The 16,516-nt window shown below is 39.2% G+C and carries 13 protein-coding genes; 9 read left to right on the plus strand and 4 right to left on the minus strand.

Going from position 1 to position 16,516, the window contains the following annotated elements; genetic code table 11:
- The first annotated feature begins 326 nt into the window (after positions 1–326).
- From EU510_RS16575 to EU510_RS16595, 5 genes are all read left to right on the plus strand, one after another.
- Positions 327–2,105 (plus strand): DUF885 domain-containing protein, encoded by a 1,779-nt coding sequence (locus EU510_RS16575; RefSeq protein ID WP_149594404.1) that lies wholly within the window; start codon positions 327–329, stop codon positions 2,103–2,105.
- A gap of 175 nt (positions 2,106–2,280) precedes the next feature.
- Positions 2,281–3,762, plus strand: coding sequence for an FMN-binding glutamate synthase family protein (locus EU510_RS16580; RefSeq protein WP_149594405.1), 1,482 nt, complete (start codon positions 2,281–2,283; stop codon positions 3,760–3,762).
- A gap of 276 nt (positions 3,763–4,038) precedes the next feature.
- Positions 4,039–5,181, plus strand: a complete 1,143-nt coding sequence (locus EU510_RS16585) for a methionine aminotransferase (RefSeq protein WP_149594406.1) — start codon at positions 4,039–4,041, stop codon at positions 5,179–5,181.
- Positions 5,169–5,942, plus strand: a complete 774-nt coding sequence (locus EU510_RS16590; protein WP_149594407.1) for an amidohydrolase — start codon at positions 5,169–5,171, stop codon at positions 5,940–5,942. Before EU510_RS16585 ends, EU510_RS16590 begins: the two co-directional genes overlap by 13 nt.
- 75 nt (positions 5,943–6,017) lie before the next feature.
- Entirely contained in the window at positions 6,018–7,433 is a 1,416-nt protein-coding gene (locus EU510_RS16595) for a mannose-1-phosphate guanylyltransferase/mannose-6-phosphate isomerase (RefSeq protein WP_149594408.1), read from the plus strand.
- Between the two features lie 30 nt (positions 7,434–7,463).
- Here the strand turns inward: EU510_RS16595 and EU510_RS16600 are convergent, their stop codons facing one another.
- The 3 genes from EU510_RS16600 to EU510_RS16610 all read right to left on the minus strand — a co-directional run bounded on the left by EU510_RS16600 (position 7,464) and on the right by EU510_RS16610 (position 11,031).
- The gene (locus EU510_RS16600) at positions 7,464–9,620 is read right to left on the minus strand and encodes an ATP-binding protein (RefSeq protein WP_149594409.1); all 2,157 of its coding nucleotides are present in this window, start codon (positions 9,618–9,620) and stop codon (positions 7,464–7,466) included.
- Between the two features lie 167 nt (positions 9,621–9,787).
- Positions 9,788–10,444, minus strand: a complete 657-nt coding sequence (locus EU510_RS16605; RefSeq protein ID WP_058548763.1) for a helix-turn-helix transcriptional regulator — start codon at positions 10,442–10,444, stop codon at positions 9,788–9,790.
- Positions 10,445–10,668: 224 nt separating this feature from the next.
- Positions 10,669–11,031 carry a histidine triad nucleotide-binding protein gene (locus EU510_RS16610; protein WP_149594410.1) on the minus strand — a complete coding sequence of 121 codons (363 nt, stop codon included), beginning with the start codon at positions 11,029–11,031 and terminating at the stop codon, positions 10,669–10,671.
- Between the two features lie 92 nt (positions 11,032–11,123).
- Here EU510_RS16610 and EU510_RS16615 point away from each other — a divergent pair, with 92 nt between their 5' ends.
- Complete coding sequence (locus EU510_RS16615) at positions 11,124–11,723, plus strand: DUF2057 domain-containing protein (protein WP_149594411.1); 600 nt, start codon at positions 11,124–11,126, stop codon at positions 11,721–11,723.
- A gap of 57 nt (positions 11,724–11,780) precedes the next feature.
- On the opposite strand, the gene EU510_RS16620 is transcribed toward EU510_RS16615, so the two are convergent.
- On the minus strand, positions 11,781–13,622 hold the full coding sequence (locus tag EU510_RS16620; protein WP_149594412.1) for a M1 family metallopeptidase: 1,842 nt from the start codon (positions 13,620–13,622) through the stop codon (positions 11,781–11,783).
- A 143-nt stretch (positions 13,623–13,765) separates the two neighbouring features.
- Between EU510_RS16620 and murB the strand changes: the two genes are divergently transcribed.
- From murB to EU510_RS16635, 3 genes are read left to right on the plus strand one after another with little or no spacing between them, the layout of a single operon-like run.
- On the plus strand, positions 13,766–14,773 hold the full coding sequence (gene murB, locus EU510_RS16625; protein ID WP_149594413.1) for a UDP-N-acetylmuramate dehydrogenase: 1,008 nt from the start codon (positions 13,766–13,768) through the stop codon (positions 14,771–14,773).
- Positions 14,773–15,765: a bifunctional biotin--[acetyl-CoA-carboxylase] ligase/biotin operon repressor BirA gene (gene birA, locus EU510_RS16630; RefSeq protein ID WP_149594414.1), complete on the plus strand. Its 993-nt coding sequence runs from the start codon at positions 14,773–14,775 to the stop codon at positions 15,763–15,765. Before murB ends, birA begins: the two co-directional genes overlap by 1 nt.
- Positions 15,762–16,472 carry a type III pantothenate kinase gene (locus tag EU510_RS16635; RefSeq protein WP_149594415.1) on the plus strand — a complete coding sequence of 237 codons (711 nt, stop codon included), beginning with the start codon at positions 15,762–15,764 and terminating at the stop codon, positions 16,470–16,472. Before birA ends, EU510_RS16635 begins: the two co-directional genes overlap by 4 nt.
- Positions 16,473–16,516 lie beyond the last annotated feature (44 nt).

The raw sequence follows: 16,516 nt of genomic DNA on the forward strand, positions 1-16,516 counted from the left end.
TAAGTACGCATAAGTGCAAATTTTAAATATCTCATTCCATGAGGCGGTTATGCATCCAGCTTTTTATTATTTTTTACTACAGTAATCGTTATGCGAACTATTTAAAAGTAAAAAGGAGAGTTAGGATACTTAAATTTAACTTTGACGACTCAACCGCTGCTTTTCTCATCAATTAGACTGGTTTTTAGCTCTGTTAACGTAAGTAATACTTTAATTACACTTATTGTTTGTAAGGTTTTTAGCGTGCTAGTTTGTCTCATTTACTTGCTATTTATTTACCCTACGATAGTTTTATGCAATCTATTGCATCATCAAGTTAAATAATAATGAATCTTTTTTTACCAAAAACGCTTCGCCAAACGCTTCTTGGCATAACTGCTTTATGTTCGTTAAGTGCATGTCAAATAACCACACCCAATGCGAATGAGCAGTTTACTCAAGTGGCGCAATCTATTGTTCAATATAGAGAAAGTATAAACCCTTATAGCAGTTCAAAAGGGGGTGATGGCTATTTACTTACCAATTTATCGCCAGAATTTTTAGCAGAGCAGTACAAAAGTAATACTCAATTATTAGCAGGCTTAGATGCCGTAGACGCAACTAAGCTTAGTGACGAAAATCAAATTAACTTAAGTATTATTCGTGCTCAGGTACAAAATAGCGTTGACGAATATGTGTTTAATGCGCATTACATGCCGCTTACATCTGAGTATGGTTTTCACTCCGGTCTGTCGTACATCGTTAACAGTTCTCAATATAAAAAAGAGCAAAATTTAGAGACATACCTTGCACGTTTAGCACAAATTCCCCGCTTTTTTGAGCAAAATATATATTGGATGAAAAAAGGGCTCGAAACAGGTCTCACCCAACCAAAAGCAGTGTTAGAAGGATACGAAGACTCTATAAATACTTATATTGTTGATGATGTAACTCAATCAGAATTTTATAAACCATTTTTAACTAACACTGCCAGTTTAAGTGAGAGTGACTTTTATACACTTCAACAGCGAGCTAAAGTTGTTTTAAAAAATAAAGTAATACCAGCATATAAAAGCTACTTAACGTTTTTTACTGAGCAATACCAACCGGGCGCCCGCACAAGTATTGGTATTTCAGAAACCCCTAATGGCAAAGCTTTTTATAAAAACCGTGCTAAGCATTACACTACTACCGACATGACACCAAAAGAGATCCACGAGTTAGGCTTAAAAGAAGTTGCTCGCATTCGAGGTGAAATGGAAGCTGTAATAAAAGAAGTTGGTTTTAAAGGCTCATTTGCTGAGTTTATTCACTTTTTACGTACTGACCCACAGTTTTACGCAACAACACCTGAACAACTTTTAAAAGAAGCCTCTTACATAGCCAAAAAAATGGATGCACAACTGCCTAAGTTGTTTCATACCTTGCCACGCAAACCTTACGGCGTAGCACCTGTACCAGCAAGTATTGCCCCTAAATACACAACAGGTCGATATTCTGGTTCTAATCGAGATGATGAAGCCGGATACTACTGGGTTAATACCTATGCATTAGATAAGCGTCCACTTTATGTTTTAGAAGCGCTGACTCTGCACGAAGCAGTGCCAGGTCATCATTTACAGATATCACTTAATGCAGAGCTTGAAAATTTGCCGAGCTATCGTCGTGATGCTTACCTTTCGGCATTTGGCGAAGGTTGGGGGCTTTACTCTGAATACTTAGGTTTAGAAGCAGGCTTTTATCAAGACCCATATAGCCGTTTTGGTCGCTTAACTTATGAAATGTGGCGAGCAGCACGCTTGGTTGTTGATACAGGGATACACATGTATGGCTGGAGCCGCGAGCGAGCTATGAACTTTATGAGCGAGAACACTGCGCTTTCGCTGCATAATGTGAAAACAGAAACTGATCGTTATATATCTTGGCCAGCCCAAGCACTGTCATACAAAATTGGTGAGTTAACTATTAAACGTTTACGTGTTGAAGCGGAGCAAGCGCTTGGACCAAATTTTGATATTCGCGAATTTCATCATCAGGTTCTTCGCCATGGTTCAGTGCCCTTGTCAGTATTAGAAACACAGGTACGTTTATATATAAAAAATGAGTTAAGTAAGCAGCAAAAGTAGCTTTGTAGGGCTTATAAACCTTGAACAAACAAAGGTGTTGTGTCATTTTGACCACAACACCTTTTTTATACCACAGAGCTAGTAGTGTAGTTTATTTTAGCGACTCCAATCGTCAAAATATTCACATACTACGCAATAGATATTATTTAAAAATATAGCCATCAAGGGGCCTTAGATGAGCAATTTCATTATGTTTAGTATTGACGTATTTGCGAGTATTTTTATTATCGCACTTGGGTTAATTGTGCTTACTGTTATTATTTTTTACTTTCGCGATATAACACAAACAAAACATGCTATTAGGCGTAACTATCCAGTAATTGGCCGTTTTCGATATTTTTTTGAACGCCAAGGTGAGTTTTTCAGACAATACTTTTTTGCTCTCGATAGAGAAGAAATGCCATTTAACCGCGCTGAGCGCAGTTGGGTTTACCGCGCAGCAAAAGATGTCGATCGCACCGCTGCATTTGGTTCAACCCAAAGCTTAGAAGTAACTGGCACGGTTATGTTTATGAACTGTGCTTTTCCTACTTTAGATGAAGAAGCGCTCGACCCGAGTAATGTTACTTTAGGTCCGTATTGTAAAACACCTTACACCACTAATTCGTTATTTAATGTGTCGGGCATGAGCTTTGGTGCGCTTTCAAAGCCTGCTGTGCGCGCTTTATCAAAAGGTGCTAAATTAGCGGGTTGCTGGATGAACACAGGCGAAGGGGGCTTAAGCCCTTACCACCTTGAAGGTGGCGCTGATCTGGTATTTCAAATTGGAACAGCTAAATATGGTGCCCGAGACGAGCATGGAAACTTAAGTACCGAAAAACTTAAAGAAATAGCAGCTCATGAGCAAGTCAAAATGTTCGAACTAAAAATGAGCCAAGGCGCTAAACCTGGCAAGGGTGGAATGCTCCCAGGGCGTAAAGTTAACGCCGAAATAGCTAAAATTAGGGGTATTCCAGAAGGGCAAGATTCGATTAGTCCTAATGGGCATCCTGAAATTAAAAAACCAGCCGATATTCTCGATATGATAGCCACTGTACGTAATGCCACAGGAAAACCAACAGGCTTTAAAGCCGTTATTGGTGATTACACGTGGTTAGAAACGTTATTTGCAGAAATAAATCATCGTGGCATCGAGTCTGCACCTGATTTTATAACAATTGATAGTGCTGATGGTGGTACGGGGGCTGCACCGCAGCCGCTTATGGATTCAGTGGGTTTACCTCTTCGCGAAAGCTTGCCGCTTGTCGTTAATATGCTTGAAAAGCACGGCCTTAGAGAGCGCGTAAAGATTATTGCTTCGGGTAAATTAATCGTTCCATCAAAGGTTGCATGGGCATTAGCGCTCGGTGCTGATTTTGTTGTATCGGCTCGTGGTCATATGTTTGCACTGGGCTGTATTCAGGCAATGCAATGTAATAAAGATACTTGTCCTACAGGTATTACCACGCATAACAAAAATTTACAAAAAGGCCTTAATGTAGCTGATAAGGCGCAGCGCGTTGCTAACTATAATAAATACATTCATTACGGAGCCGGTTTAATTGCTCACTCATGCGGTGTAACTAGTGCGCGTGAGTTAGGTCGTAAACATGTTCGAATAGTCCAAGAAAGTGGGCTTTCAGAGCCGCTGGATAAAATTTACGAAAATTATCAGTAAGTTTTAACTAACCTTAACTCCGCTTAAGATAGATTTACTATCCAAAGTTTAGATTAACTAAAAAGGCGCTAATGGCGCCTTTTTCAGTTTAATTAGCTTATTAATAAACTAAAAAGTGCTTCTTTGTTGCCGCATGTAATAACTTGCTCATTGTGGCATTGTTTTGCATAACTGCCTCACTAATGACCGTAAAGCTAATTACCTTTTGGCGGCTACACTTTTATTTAAAGCAGTGATAGCATCGCTTTAAGCGGAAACCATCATTAAGGGCATCACGTGTTTGAAAGTAAATTACCAAATTTAGGTGTTAGTATATTTAGCCAAATGAGTGGCTTAGCTAATCAGTTTTCAGCAATTAACTTATCGCAAGGCTTTCCTGAATTCGACGCTCCCGCACTTTTAAAAACACAGCTAAATTACTATGTTCAGCAAGGTGTAAATCAGTATTCGCCCTCAAGCGGTGTACCACGATTACAGCAGCAAATAGCCAATTTAGTTGAGCGAAAATACGCTGCAAAAATTAATGCGGCAGAGCAAGTTACGGTTACCTCGGGTGCAACAGAGGCATTGTTTGTGGCTATTCAAACAATTGTGCGCCCCAGTGATGAAGTGATTGTATTTGACCCTGCATATGACTCCTACCAACCCGCTATTGAGTTAGCAGGCGGTAAGGCAGTACACATTGCTTTAAGTGCGCCAAATTACACTATTGATTGGCAAGTAGTAAGCCAAGCAATTACTAAAAATACCCGTGCAATTATTATAAATACACCTCATAACCCTAGCGGTAAAATATTACAGCCACATGATATAAAAAAGCTTAAAGAGTTGGTTAGCACTCACAATTTATATGTAATAAGCGATGAGGTATATGAACACATTACGTTTGATGAACAACCGCATTTAAGTGTATTACGCGATGATGAATTATTTACCAAAAGCTTTGTTATATCGAGTTTTGGTAAAACGTTTCACAGCACGGGCTGGAAAATGGGTTACTGTATTGCACCTGCCGATTTAGCTGTCGAATTTAGAAAAATTCATCAGTACGTTACGTTTTCTAGTTTTACCCCCGCACAGCATGCGCTTGCCGATATGCTCGAGCAACAAGGTGAGCATATAGATGAGCTAAGCGGGTTTTATCAGCAAAAACGCGACTTATTAGCGAGCCATTTAAGTAACAGCCGTTTTAAAATTTTACCTAGCCAGGGCACTTATTTTTTATTGTTAGATTACAGTGATGTATCGGATTTAAACGATGTTGATTTTTGCCATTGGTTAGTTGAGCAAGCCGGTGTTGCGGCTATTCCGTTAAGTGTTTTTTATCAAAATCCACCAATCGACAAAGTAATTCGTTTATGCTTTGCTAAAAACGACAACACTCTCATAGAGGCTGCGCAAATATTATGTCAACTTTAACCATTACAGCATTGCAAAGCTCGCTTTATTGGCTTGATAAAGATGCTAATTTAGCCATGTTTAATAAGCAGCTAGAAGCAATTACACATCAGCCCGATCTTATTTTACTGCCCGAAACATTCTCGACTGGCTTTGCTATCAATTTAGATTGTGCAGAGCCTGAAAACGGTAAAGTACTGACGTGGTTAAAGGCGCAGGCTCATAAACATAGTGCGGTTATTGCAGGTTCTGTACTTGTTGCACAAGGCGATAAAAAAGCGAATCGGTTTTATTGGGTAAAACCCGATGGTGAGGTGAGTTATTACGATAAACGCCATTTATTTCGCTTAGGCAGCGAGGGCGATTACGTTGTAGCAGGGCAAGCGCGTAAAGTTTTTGAAATCAACGGTTTTAAACTATTACCACAGGTATGTTATGACCTGCGCTTTCCGGTATTTCAACGCAATAATAATGACTACGATGTAATGATAAACGTAGCAAATTGGCCGGCTGTACGCCGCCATATTTGGGATACGTTACTTATGGCGCGTGCAATGGAAAACCTGTGTTACGTAGTAGGTGTTAATCGAGTGGGTGACGACGGTAATGGTGCCTTGCACAATGGCGGTACCGCAGTATACGACTTCAAAGGCGATGCATTAGCTAAAGCGCAAGATGACGCAGAGCAACTAGTTACTATCACGCTTGAAAAAGCGCCACTGGATGAATTTAAAGCAGCGTTTCCTGCCTATTTAGATGCAGACTCTTTTACATTAATATAAACATGTTAATTTAGCGCAGAGCCAATAAAGTGTTAAAATAGTCGCTGATATTTTTGTTGGCGGCTAATGTACATTATGAACACTTTAATCACTCCTGTAATTTTAGCCGGTGGCATAGGCTCTCGCTTGTGGCCGCTTTCTCGCCAAGCAATGCCTAAACAATTTTTACCACTACTTAGTGAAAACACGTCATTACTGCAAAGTACATTGGCGCGTGTTTCTAATGAGTTGTTTGATAATGCTATTTTAGTGTGTAATGAGCAGCACCGATTTATTGCCGCCGAGCAGGCTGAAAGCTCAACTCCTACTGCATTATTACTCGAACCCAAAGGTAAAAATACCGCGCCTGCCATCGCATTAGCCGCCCACTATGCACTGCAAAATGGGATTACCGGCCCGCTATTAGTGATGCCTGCCGATCATCATATTAAAAACTTTGATGTATTAACGGCTAAGCTCCCCGAAGCTGTAAAACTTGCTGAGCAAGGAAAGCTAGTTACATTTTCTATTACGCCTACAGAACCGCATACTGGCTATGGCTATATAAAACAAGGCGCGGCTATTGCTGGAACGGATTGTTACGATGTTGCTCAATTTAAAGAAAAGCCTGACTTAGATACAGCGAACTGTTATTTAGCTCAAGGTGGTTATAGCTGGAATAGCGGCATGTTTTTATTTACCCCTGCGGCCTTTTTAAAAGAGCTCGAGCGGTTTGCGCCAAAAATAGCAACGAGTGTTGCTGCAGCAGCACAATTTACTAAAGATTTAGGGTTTACCCGCCCAAGCAACAGTGCGCTTGTACACTGCCCAAGCAATTCAATTGATTACGCCATTTTAGAGCGAAGCGATAACGTAGTTGTTATGCCTATTGATTTAAAATGGAGTGATGTAGGTAGTTTTTCATCCCTTGATACGCTTACAAAAAAAGATGAAAACGGTAATAGTTTAAATGCTAATTATATGGCTCAAAAAAGCACTAATAACTTAGTTATTAACGAGGCTGAACACACTATTGCCACACTTGGAGTAAGCAATTTAGCAATTATTCATACTCATGATGCCACGTTAATTGCAAACCCAAATGAGCTAGATTCTCTGCCTTTGTTGCTTAAGCAAATTGCTACAACACAGGCCGATAAACTTAGCCATCATCAAGTGGTTTTTCGCCCGTGGGGGAATTACCGTACTTTGGTTGAAGGCACTGGCTTTAAAGTTAAAAAAATTACAGTTAACAGCGGTGCTAAGCTTTCGACGCAGCGTCATCAGCATCGTGCTGAACATTGGGTTGTGGTTTCGGGTATTGCAGATGTGTGTATTGATAAGCAAGTGCATACGCTAACGCACGACCAATCGTGTTATATCGCGGCTAAGCAGATTCATAGTTTGGCTAATAATCAAAAAGAGCCGTTAATTGTCATTGAAGTGCAAACCGGTGCTGTGCTTGATGAAAGCGATATAGAGCGATTTGATGATAAATATGGAAGGGGTTAAGCATTAGCTTTTTTTAAAGCTAATTCACTATTACTCTAACTGCCCACGCACAAACTTTAAGTATTTCTCCAGACTTCGCTGCCAAAGGTCTAAAGCTTCATCAAGCATATCGTTATGTGGCTTTTTATCGAGTAAACGGCGCTCTATTTTTTTAAGCTCAATACCATAACGGTTAAAACCCAGTTGCAGCGCGGTACTTGCTTGGCGATGTAAAAGTTTAATGCATTGCTCTGGTTGTTGATCGATAAGCTTTTGACAGCGAATTAGCTTGTTACGCGCCGAAAGCACAAACTCATTATAAATCGACGATACTTCATCTTCACTAAACGAGCTGGTGAGTGTTTCGGCCGCTGTTTTGTCATACAAAGTATCAATAAGCTCTACTGCAATACTCGCAGTTTGATTAGATTGAGAGTCGCTAAGTGCTTGGCGAAGCTTTTCGTGCTTAATAGGCTTGCCTACAATATCTTTTATTCCTAATTCTAAATACTCTTTTACTTCGTCAGGGCTAAGGCTTGCAGTAAATGCGAGTACTGGCGTTCGTTGATTTTTATGATCAATGCGTTTTAGACGTTTAAGTACTTCTTGGCCTGTTAAATCAGGTAAGTTCATATCAAGTAAAACAACATCGAAGTGGTGAGCTTGCATGAGCTCTATGGCGCTTTTTCCATCTTTTGCGAGCTTAATTTTGTGCTCATCGTCGGCCATAAATTCTATAGCAATTTTTTGATTTAAATCTAAATCTTCAACCAGTAATACATCAAGACCTGTTAAGTAATCTTTAGTTTGATGGCGCTGCTCTACAAGGCTTAATTCACCTAAAGTAAAAGTAACGGTAAAGCTAAATACACTGCCTGTACCAAGTTGGCTGGCTATTTCGAGTCGGCTATTGAGCTTTTCAAGTAAGCGGCTAGTAATGGCTAAACCAAGGCCGGTTCCGCCTTTTTCTTTGCCTGCGCTACTTTGTACATAAGGTTCTGTTAAGTAGGCTATCTCGTCATTTTCTATACCTGGCCCTGAATCTTTGACACTAATTTTTATCGTGTGCTCAAGCTGCTTTTCTAATACTAAATCAACCTGAATTTTAACGGTTCCGTGATCTGTAAATTTAATGGCGTTACCGACTAAATTAATAATTATTTGTCTAAGTTTTTGTTGGTCGCAGTAATAACAGGCTTGCTCAGGAATATTATAGATAAGCTCAAATTTTAGCTGCTTTTGCTCGGCCATTGGACTTAGTAATAAACATAAATTATTAAGCCATGTTTTAAACTCTACATCCTCTTCGTAAAGCGCTTCGTCACTCTGATCTAGGCTCGCGTAATCAAGGACCTTATCTACCAACAAGTTAAGTGATTCGGCAGAATTTATAATCGCCTCGCAATAAGCTTTATTGCGAGTATCACTTGTTTGGTTCATAACAAGTTGGGCGCTGCCTAAAATACCGTTTAGTGGGGTGCGAATTTCGTGGCTTATTGTTGATAAAAAGAGCCCGCGTATTTCTAAGTCTTTTTGTGCTTTATCAGCGAGTTTATTGAGGTGCTGCTCTCTGCGCTCATTACATAATAACGCCATACCTGCAGCATAAAACATGGGCGCAATTACCCCATTTAGAAATAATAAAGAGCTAAACCAGCCGTTTACTAAAAGATTTTTTTGTTCAATGTTATCCATAAATAACGAGCGGCCAATAAAGCTCAAAGCAACAAGCGTTAAAATGGTTATGTATACAATGCTGCCATTAGGGTAGGGTTTGCGCGCGTACTTAATAAATATAAAGAGTAAAAAGCCGGCCTCTGCTATGTGTTGTATATCGGATGCAATCACTCTTTCGTGTAGAGATGGGTCAAAAAAGGTGTAATAGCCAAGCATTACAGTGCAAAAAGCGGTCACTGAGCAAAGTAATTTAAAACCAATACCATGATAATTTAAAAACTGACTGAGCGATAAACAATGCACTATTGATGCGGCAAACATCATGCTACTGGCAGCGCTAATAATTACTAAATTATGTGTATCACCAACAAGAGTAAAACCAATAACAGAGCCTAATAGCAATATGGGATAGAAAATGTATAGCAGCGTGCCCGATATTTGTTTGTTCGTTCGCCATGTTAAAAAATTAAGTAAGGTCATTACAACCATGATGGCGATGCTGGCAAAATAAAGGGTGAAAGAGTCGAGCATTAATATTCCAGCAAAGTAGTTATTAAACTAAAGTTATCAAAAGTATACACTTATACCAATTATCAAAACAGATCACTTAGGCAAGCAAATTGGTATTAAATAAGTGTGTAACACATACAAAAACAGACACCTAAGTGTCTGCTTTTAAATTTAAACTAAATATATGATTAACGAATTTCATCAGGGATATTTTGTTGTGCCCAAGATAGTAGCTCAATACGGTTACGACATTTAGTTTTTCTAAATGCGCTATACAAATGTGTTTTAACTGTGTGTGGACTAATACTTAAATCTTCTGCGATCTCTTTATTCTTCGAACCTTTACTCATTAGTGAGATTATTGCTTTTTCTCGTTTAGTAAGCTTAACAGGCTCTATATCACCTTCGGTTAGTTTATGCAGTGCATCTTTATTAAACTGAAGCATACGATTTAAAGCATTACACATTATATCGCGGCGGTACCAAAGTTGATCTTCAAGTAATAAACGAATGCCCTTCATTAATACATCGGCGTTATCTGTTGTGTAAAAAACGCCACGAATACCACTTAATAGCGCGCGATTAGCGAGCTCTGGGTTTTCGTCTAGATTAAATAATATGATATCGCATTTAGTACGTAGGTTTACTAATTGTTCTTTTAGCTTTCCCCATGCATCTTTACTTGATGTTTCAATAAACAGAAGTCGAGTCCCTTCAGGTACATCTAAAATGTTTGTACCAGTGGTTACGTCAAGGCCTTGCGTTTTTAACAAAGGTTCTAAAACGTTAATACCAATAGTGTTAATTGGCTCTTGATCTAATAACAAAAAGGCTGAACTGCTCATGTTTTTTTACTCTTTTATAAAGCTGACTGATTAAGTTTACCACGACTTCCACACCTTTTGTATTAGGAAGTCGCCGATGTACTCAAGAACAAATACGATTTTACGATTATTTAAACATAAAATGTTGCAAATAAGTAACTATTTTTCACTTTAGGCTTATGAAAAATCATAATATTTGTAACTAATTACTTCAGCAAAATAAAGTAACAAAAAAATTAATTAATTTACTTTTTTGTGTCTTGATAAGGTGGCCATCCCATTTCTTTACCGCCAAGCATATGTAAATGTATATGATAAACAGTTTGCCCACCATGTTCGTTACAGTTCATAACCACGCGGTATCCGTCATCAGCAAAATTATGCTGTTTAGCTAATTTAGCCGCAACAACATATAAGTTGCCTACTAAGTGTGAGTTTTCAGGGTTTATATCATTTATAGTGGTAATTGCTTTTTTTGGGATAATTAACACATGAAATGGTGCTTGTGGGTTTATATCTTTAAATGCGATTGTGTCTTCATCTTCATAAACGATATCGGCCGGAATTTCACGATTAATTATTTTGGTAAAAATAGTTTCTTGGCTCATAGTGTGTTCCTAATTAAGTGTTATGAAATTTAAGCTCACTAATGACAAACTTTCAAAGCAGTGTCAAACTGAAATCAAATAAAGGAGTTAATATGCTTAAACCAATTTTAATAAGTAGTGCCGTTGCATTACTAGTTAGTTTTTCGGCTAATGCTGAAAATATCCACTTTCCAGAAGAAATTGTACCACTGCAAGTGGGCGATAAAATGCTAGAAAGCTCTTTGTTTAGCCGTATTGATGATGTAGAGCTTGCGCCAGGAACTTACCAGCTTAGGCTAAAATATACCGATTTATATGAAGATGATTATGACACGCATGAAGTTGTGGAGTCGGAACCATTTTGGGTAAGTGTAACTGTTGAAGCAGGTAAAGATTATACCTTAGTGTTTAATCGTGCTGAAAATGCAGTATCTGCAAAAGTATTTGCAGAAGCACCACAAGTTAGTTTAAAAGCAAAAAGTAGCGCTGTTGCTAAGCCTTTAAGTGTTATTTCTAACACGCAGCTAGCAAGCAATAAACCGGTAATGCAAAATACAATGCCTGCAGGACCTTCTCGTCCTAGTCAGCCAATAAAGCCGATAGCACCAATTACAGGTAAAGGCATGCCAAGTGCGCCGCAAATGCTTGATTTTTGGTGGCAACAAGCCACAACTTCAGAGCGTAAAGCTTTTTTAGAAAAAGTGACAAAGTAGAAAAATAGCAAAATAAAAGGGCCAAACTTGGCCCATTTAGTTTCTAGTTAACGCTATTTATTCAAATAATGCGTCAATAGTACCTTGTGCAAGAGGGTGATACCCAGGGCGTGCTTTTAAATACACGCTTTGTGCCCACTCTTTTTTACCGTTAGTGATAAGGGATTTATATAACGGTACAATTAATTTACGACGGCCAATACCTGATAAGTGCTTATCAAGAGCAGGGTAAATTGGTTGATAACCATTTCCTACTGCTAGCATAAACCAAGCAAATGCACGTTCAGCATTAGTTGACTGTGTTAGGTTAAATTCTGAGTCAAGCTCTACCATGTGCTCTTGGCTTAAATCACGTGGTAAGTTATTTAAAAAGTGTAGCCACTCATGCACAGACCAATCAGCCGTTGGCAGTTGAGCTGCAGTTGTGTCGCCTTTTAGCCATGCTGCTGTTGCAGTATCTACTTTATCAAATGCATCAGAAGTAGGGTTTGGCGCATCACTTGGTAATCCAGGTTCAAAAATCCATTCGTTTACTTTATCCATGCTTACAACACCAGGATACTTTTCAATTAAGTTAGCTTTTAAGTAAGTAACAAATTGCGCGGTAGTAAGTGATTTAAACGAAAACTCTTTAAAGTACGCTTTTACAAACGGGTCAAACTTATCGCGACCGTATTTGTTTTCTAGGTAAATTAAAAATAATTGACCTTTAGTGTAAGGCACTGAACTAAATGCATCATCTGGATCGCGTCCGTTAAGTTTTAAATTAAGACGTGTGTCTGGCGCGTCAATTGTTTTAAGTTGTGCGCGTAAAGACGCTGAATCAAGTGCTTGTTCCATAACTGCACGGTCACGGCCAAATACTTCTTCCATAATGCGGTTTTCAACGTACGAGGTAAAACCTTCGTTTAACCATAAATCTTCCCACGTTGCGTTAGTTACTAAGTTACCTGACCAAGAATGAGCTAGCTCGTGAGCAATAAGGTTAACTAAGCTTTTATCGCCTGCAACAACAGTTGGAGTTATAAATGATAAGCGTGGGTTTTCCATTCCACCAAACGGAAAACTTGGCGGTAGCATTAATAAGTCGTAACGACCCCATGCATATTCGCCATACATAGCGTTTGTTTTGTCGATCATCGCTTGGGTGTCATCAAACTCAGCAACCGAGGCATCTAAAATTGTCGGTTCAGCAAATATGCCTGTTTGATGCGACATCGCTTTAAATTCTAAATTACCTGCGCCAATAGCAATTAGGTAAGGTGAAATTGCTTGTGGCATGTCAAAAATGTAGTCGCCATCTTTATAAAGCGCATCTTTGTTATCGGCACTCATTACAGCACGTATATCTTTTGGTGTATGAATTCGTGCAGAGTAAGTTACACGCATTGCAGGTGTATCTTGTACTGGGATCCAACTACGCGCATGAATTGCTTGCGATTGGCTGTACATAAATGGATGCGTTTTACTTGCCGTTTGCTCTGGTGTTAACCATTGCAGGCCTGATGCTTCCGGGCGACTGTTGTAATAAATACGCACTACTTCAGCTTGGTTTTTAAACTTAATAGTAAGCTTTGAACCTTTAACGTCATCTCGCTTAGCTAAATCAAAAGTTGCTTTTTTCCAGTTGCCGCTTTGATCTTTGTACATTACTTTATCAATGTCTAAGTCGCGGGTATCAAGTACGAGAGTTCTACTTTTGCTGTTGTTCCACTGAAGAGTATGCTCTACAAAACCTTCTAACTGCTTGTCGGCAAAATCGACATCTAAATCAAGGTTTAAGTGAGTAGTAACAACATCATCAAGGTTAGCATACGAGTTTTGGTCAATCGCATTTGCCATTGCTTGCGAACACATACCCGCCATAGCGAGGCTTAAAAAAAGAGGTTTAATTTTCATCATTACTCTGAACACAAATAAAAAAGTGCTGGTTTTATATCACGATTGACACGACGGGTTGAGTGATTTTTACAATCTAGTGCCACATTTGCGACGATGAGGTAAACTATTGCGATTAGTTACCGGTATTTTTAGAGAGCTTTGTGGCGCATTCATTACATTCCTTACACACATTCGCATTAAACAGCCAATGCCAAAATTTTGTTGAAATTACTCAGCTTGAGCAACTTAAAACGCAAAATTTTAGTGCACCGTTTTGTTTGCTGGGCGAGGGTAGTAATACCGTATTTTTAAATGACTACATGGGTACGGTTATAAAAATAGCTTTAAAAGGTATTAAAATTACCGAGCGCGAGAACGACACACTAATAAGTATTGCCGCAGGCGAAAACTGGCATCAACTAGTTAGCTATTTATTAGAGCAAAATATACCTGGACTTGAAAATCTAGCACTTATACCAGGCACTGTTGGCGCATCGCCGGTACAAAATATTGGTGCTTATGGCGTTGAGATAGCTAAATTTGTTGAGTTGGTAGAGTACTTTGATATAACCACTAACACTATGCATTCATTAAATAACGAGCAATGTGAATTTGCTTACAGAGACTCAATATTTAAACATGCCCTTAAAAATAAAGCGGTGATCACGCAAGTACACTTAGCGCTCCCAAAAAAATGGCAACCAGTATTAAGTTATGGCCCTTTGCAGCAGCTAGATATTATTACCCCGCAAACAGTATTCGATCAGGTTATAAAAACGCGTAATAGCAAATTACCTAACCCATATACACTTGCCAATGCGGGCAGCTTTTTTAAAAACCCTATAATAACCAACCAGCAGTTAGCTGAACTATTAAAGCAATTTGCCGATTTACCTCATTACGAATATGGGCAAAGTCATCACAAGGTCGCGGCAGGTTGGTTAATCGATCAAAGTGGTTTAAAAGGGCACTGCGAGGCAGGTATAGAAGTGCATCAACAACAAGCTCTAGTACTTGTTAATCACGGAAATAGTGAAGGCAGCGATCTAATAAAAATGATTAAACACATTCAGCAAGTTGTTTATACGCGTTACAACATTATGTTAGAGCACGAAGTACGTTTAATGGATGCACGCAGCGAATGCCATATTAACGCGGAGCCTAAGTAATGAAAGCACCTGATGGAAACAAACTCGCTATATTAAATGCGCTCAACCAAGGAGGCTTTGTATCTGGCCAAGCCTTAGGTGAAAAGCTAGGCATTAGCCGAGCTGCGGTAAGTAAACATATTAAAACGTTACAAGAAATGGGCTTGGATATTTTTAAAGTGACTGGCAAAGGCTATTGTTTGAATAGTCAGGTGGGTCTTTTAAATAAAACGCAAATTGATCAGCACTACAAAGCGCTAGGTGCAAATACCGCCGATGTAGAAGTACACCCTATTATTGATTCGACCAACAGCGAGCTTATGCGTCGCATACAGGCTAAAACTGAGCTTGAGTCTGGCACTGTAATTGTTGCCGAAATGCAGCAAGCAGGGCGTGGCCGACGTGGTCGTGTTTGGCAATCGCCATTCGGTGCTAATTTGTATTACAGTTACTTTTGGCGTTTAGATGACGGGCTTCAAGCTGCAATGGGTGTATCAATTGCGGTAGGTCTTGCCGTGTATGATGCAATTAAAGCGTTATACCAAATTGACGTGGAACTTAAATGGCCTAACGATATTTATATAAATAAGCAAAAACTTGCAGGTGTATTGGTTGAATTAGATGGACAACCGCAAGGACCTTGTCAGTTAGTGATTGGTATCGGTATTAATTTACAAATGCCTGAGAGCTTTAGTCAGCATATAGACCAAGCGTGGACCGACTTAAATCAACATACTCAAAAGCTCGATAAAAACCAACTAGTGGCGTCACTTACTTATCATTTAGAGCAGCGTTTAGCGCAGTATCGTCAAACGGGCTTGCAAGCTATGTATGAGCAATGGAATTTGCTTAATGCGTTTGCTGGTGAATATGTTGAGCTAAATACAGGGCACCGAAGCTGGCGTGGAATATGTGAAGGTATTGACCCACAAGGTGGAATACGAATTCGCCAAGACGGGGAAGTAAAAAGTTATTACGGTGGGGAAGTCTCCCTCAGAAAGGCGCAAGTATGAGATTATTGATTGACGTAGGAAATACATCATTAAAAGCTGTGTTGTGGCATAACGAGCAAGCACAACCGGCAGATATAAATGACCTGCCTTGGTTACAAATAACCGAAGTGATTTATGCATGTGTAGGACGCAGTGATTTACTAAACGATGTTCTCGCGCAAGCGGCTAGTAATAATATTATGTGTTTTGAAGCCAAGGTAACCAAAACGCTTGGAGATCTTGTATGCGCTTACGATCATGTAGCTAATTTAGGCATAGACAGGTGGCTTGCGCTTATTGCAGGCTTTACGTTATATCCAAACACAGCATGCATTGTTGTTGATGCAGGTACCGCGACAACAATTGATGTGCTTAGTAGTGAAGGGGTGCATTTAGGTGGTTGGATTTTACCTGGGCTTGATTTAATGACCTCATCACTTACACAAAATACTCAACGTGTTTTTGATGATGGTAAAACTCCATTCACCAATGAACTGGGTAAAAATACGCCTAATGGTTTAAAAAGTGGTGCATTAGTGGCAACCATTGGAGCAATTGAGCAAGCTAAGCTGCACTTAACGGATAAAAAAACAGAGCAAAAAGTACAAATAATTTTTGCTGGTGGCTATGGCTTACTTTTACAACAGCAATTTGAGGGAAGTATTTTTGACTCATTACTCGTAATGAAAGGGTTAAATTACTGGTACGAATTAACCGAAACAGTATAAAAAAGTGCAAAAAACGCGTTTTCGCGTGAATATTGAGCATTTAA

The organism is Pseudoalteromonas sp. FUC4 (assembly GCF_008370255.1).
Classification (GTDB): domain Bacteria; phylum Pseudomonadota; class Gammaproteobacteria; order Enterobacterales; family Alteromonadaceae; genus Pseudoalteromonas.

Coding starts and splice junctions, on each gene's coding strand:
- EU510_RS16635 (WP_149594415.1), top strand. CDS start 15,762: ATGAGATTATTGATTGACGTAGGAAATACATCATTAAAAGCTGTGTTG.
- EU510_RS16590 (WP_149594407.1), top strand. CDS start 5,169: ATGTCAACTTTAACCATTACAGCATTGCAAAGCTCGCTTTATTGGCTT.
- EU510_RS16600 (WP_149594409.1), bottom strand. CDS start 9,620: ATGCTCGACTCTTTCACCCTTTATTTTGCCAGCATCGCCATCATGGTT.
- EU510_RS16610 (WP_149594410.1), bottom strand. CDS start 11,031: ATGAGCCAAGAAACTATTTTTACCAAAATAATTAATCGTGAAATTCCG.
- EU510_RS16620 (WP_149594412.1), bottom strand. CDS start 13,622: ATGAAAATTAAACCTCTTTTTTTAAGCCTCGCTATGGCGGGTATGTGT.
- EU510_RS16575 (WP_149594404.1), top strand. CDS start 327: ATGAATCTTTTTTTACCAAAAACGCTTCGCCAAACGCTTCTTGGCATA.
- EU510_RS16615 (WP_149594411.1), top strand. CDS start 11,124: ATGCTTAAACCAATTTTAATAAGTAGTGCCGTTGCATTACTAGTTAGT.
- EU510_RS16605 (WP_058548763.1), bottom strand. CDS start 10,444: ATGAGCAGTTCAGCCTTTTTGTTATTAGATCAAGAGCCAATTAACACT.
- EU510_RS16595 (WP_149594408.1), top strand. CDS start 6,018: ATGAACACTTTAATCACTCCTGTAATTTTAGCCGGTGGCATAGGCTCT.
- EU510_RS16580 (WP_149594405.1), top strand. CDS start 2,281: ATGAGCAATTTCATTATGTTTAGTATTGACGTATTTGCGAGTATTTTT.
- birA (WP_149594414.1), top strand. CDS start 14,773: ATGAAAGCACCTGATGGAAACAAACTCGCTATATTAAATGCGCTCAAC.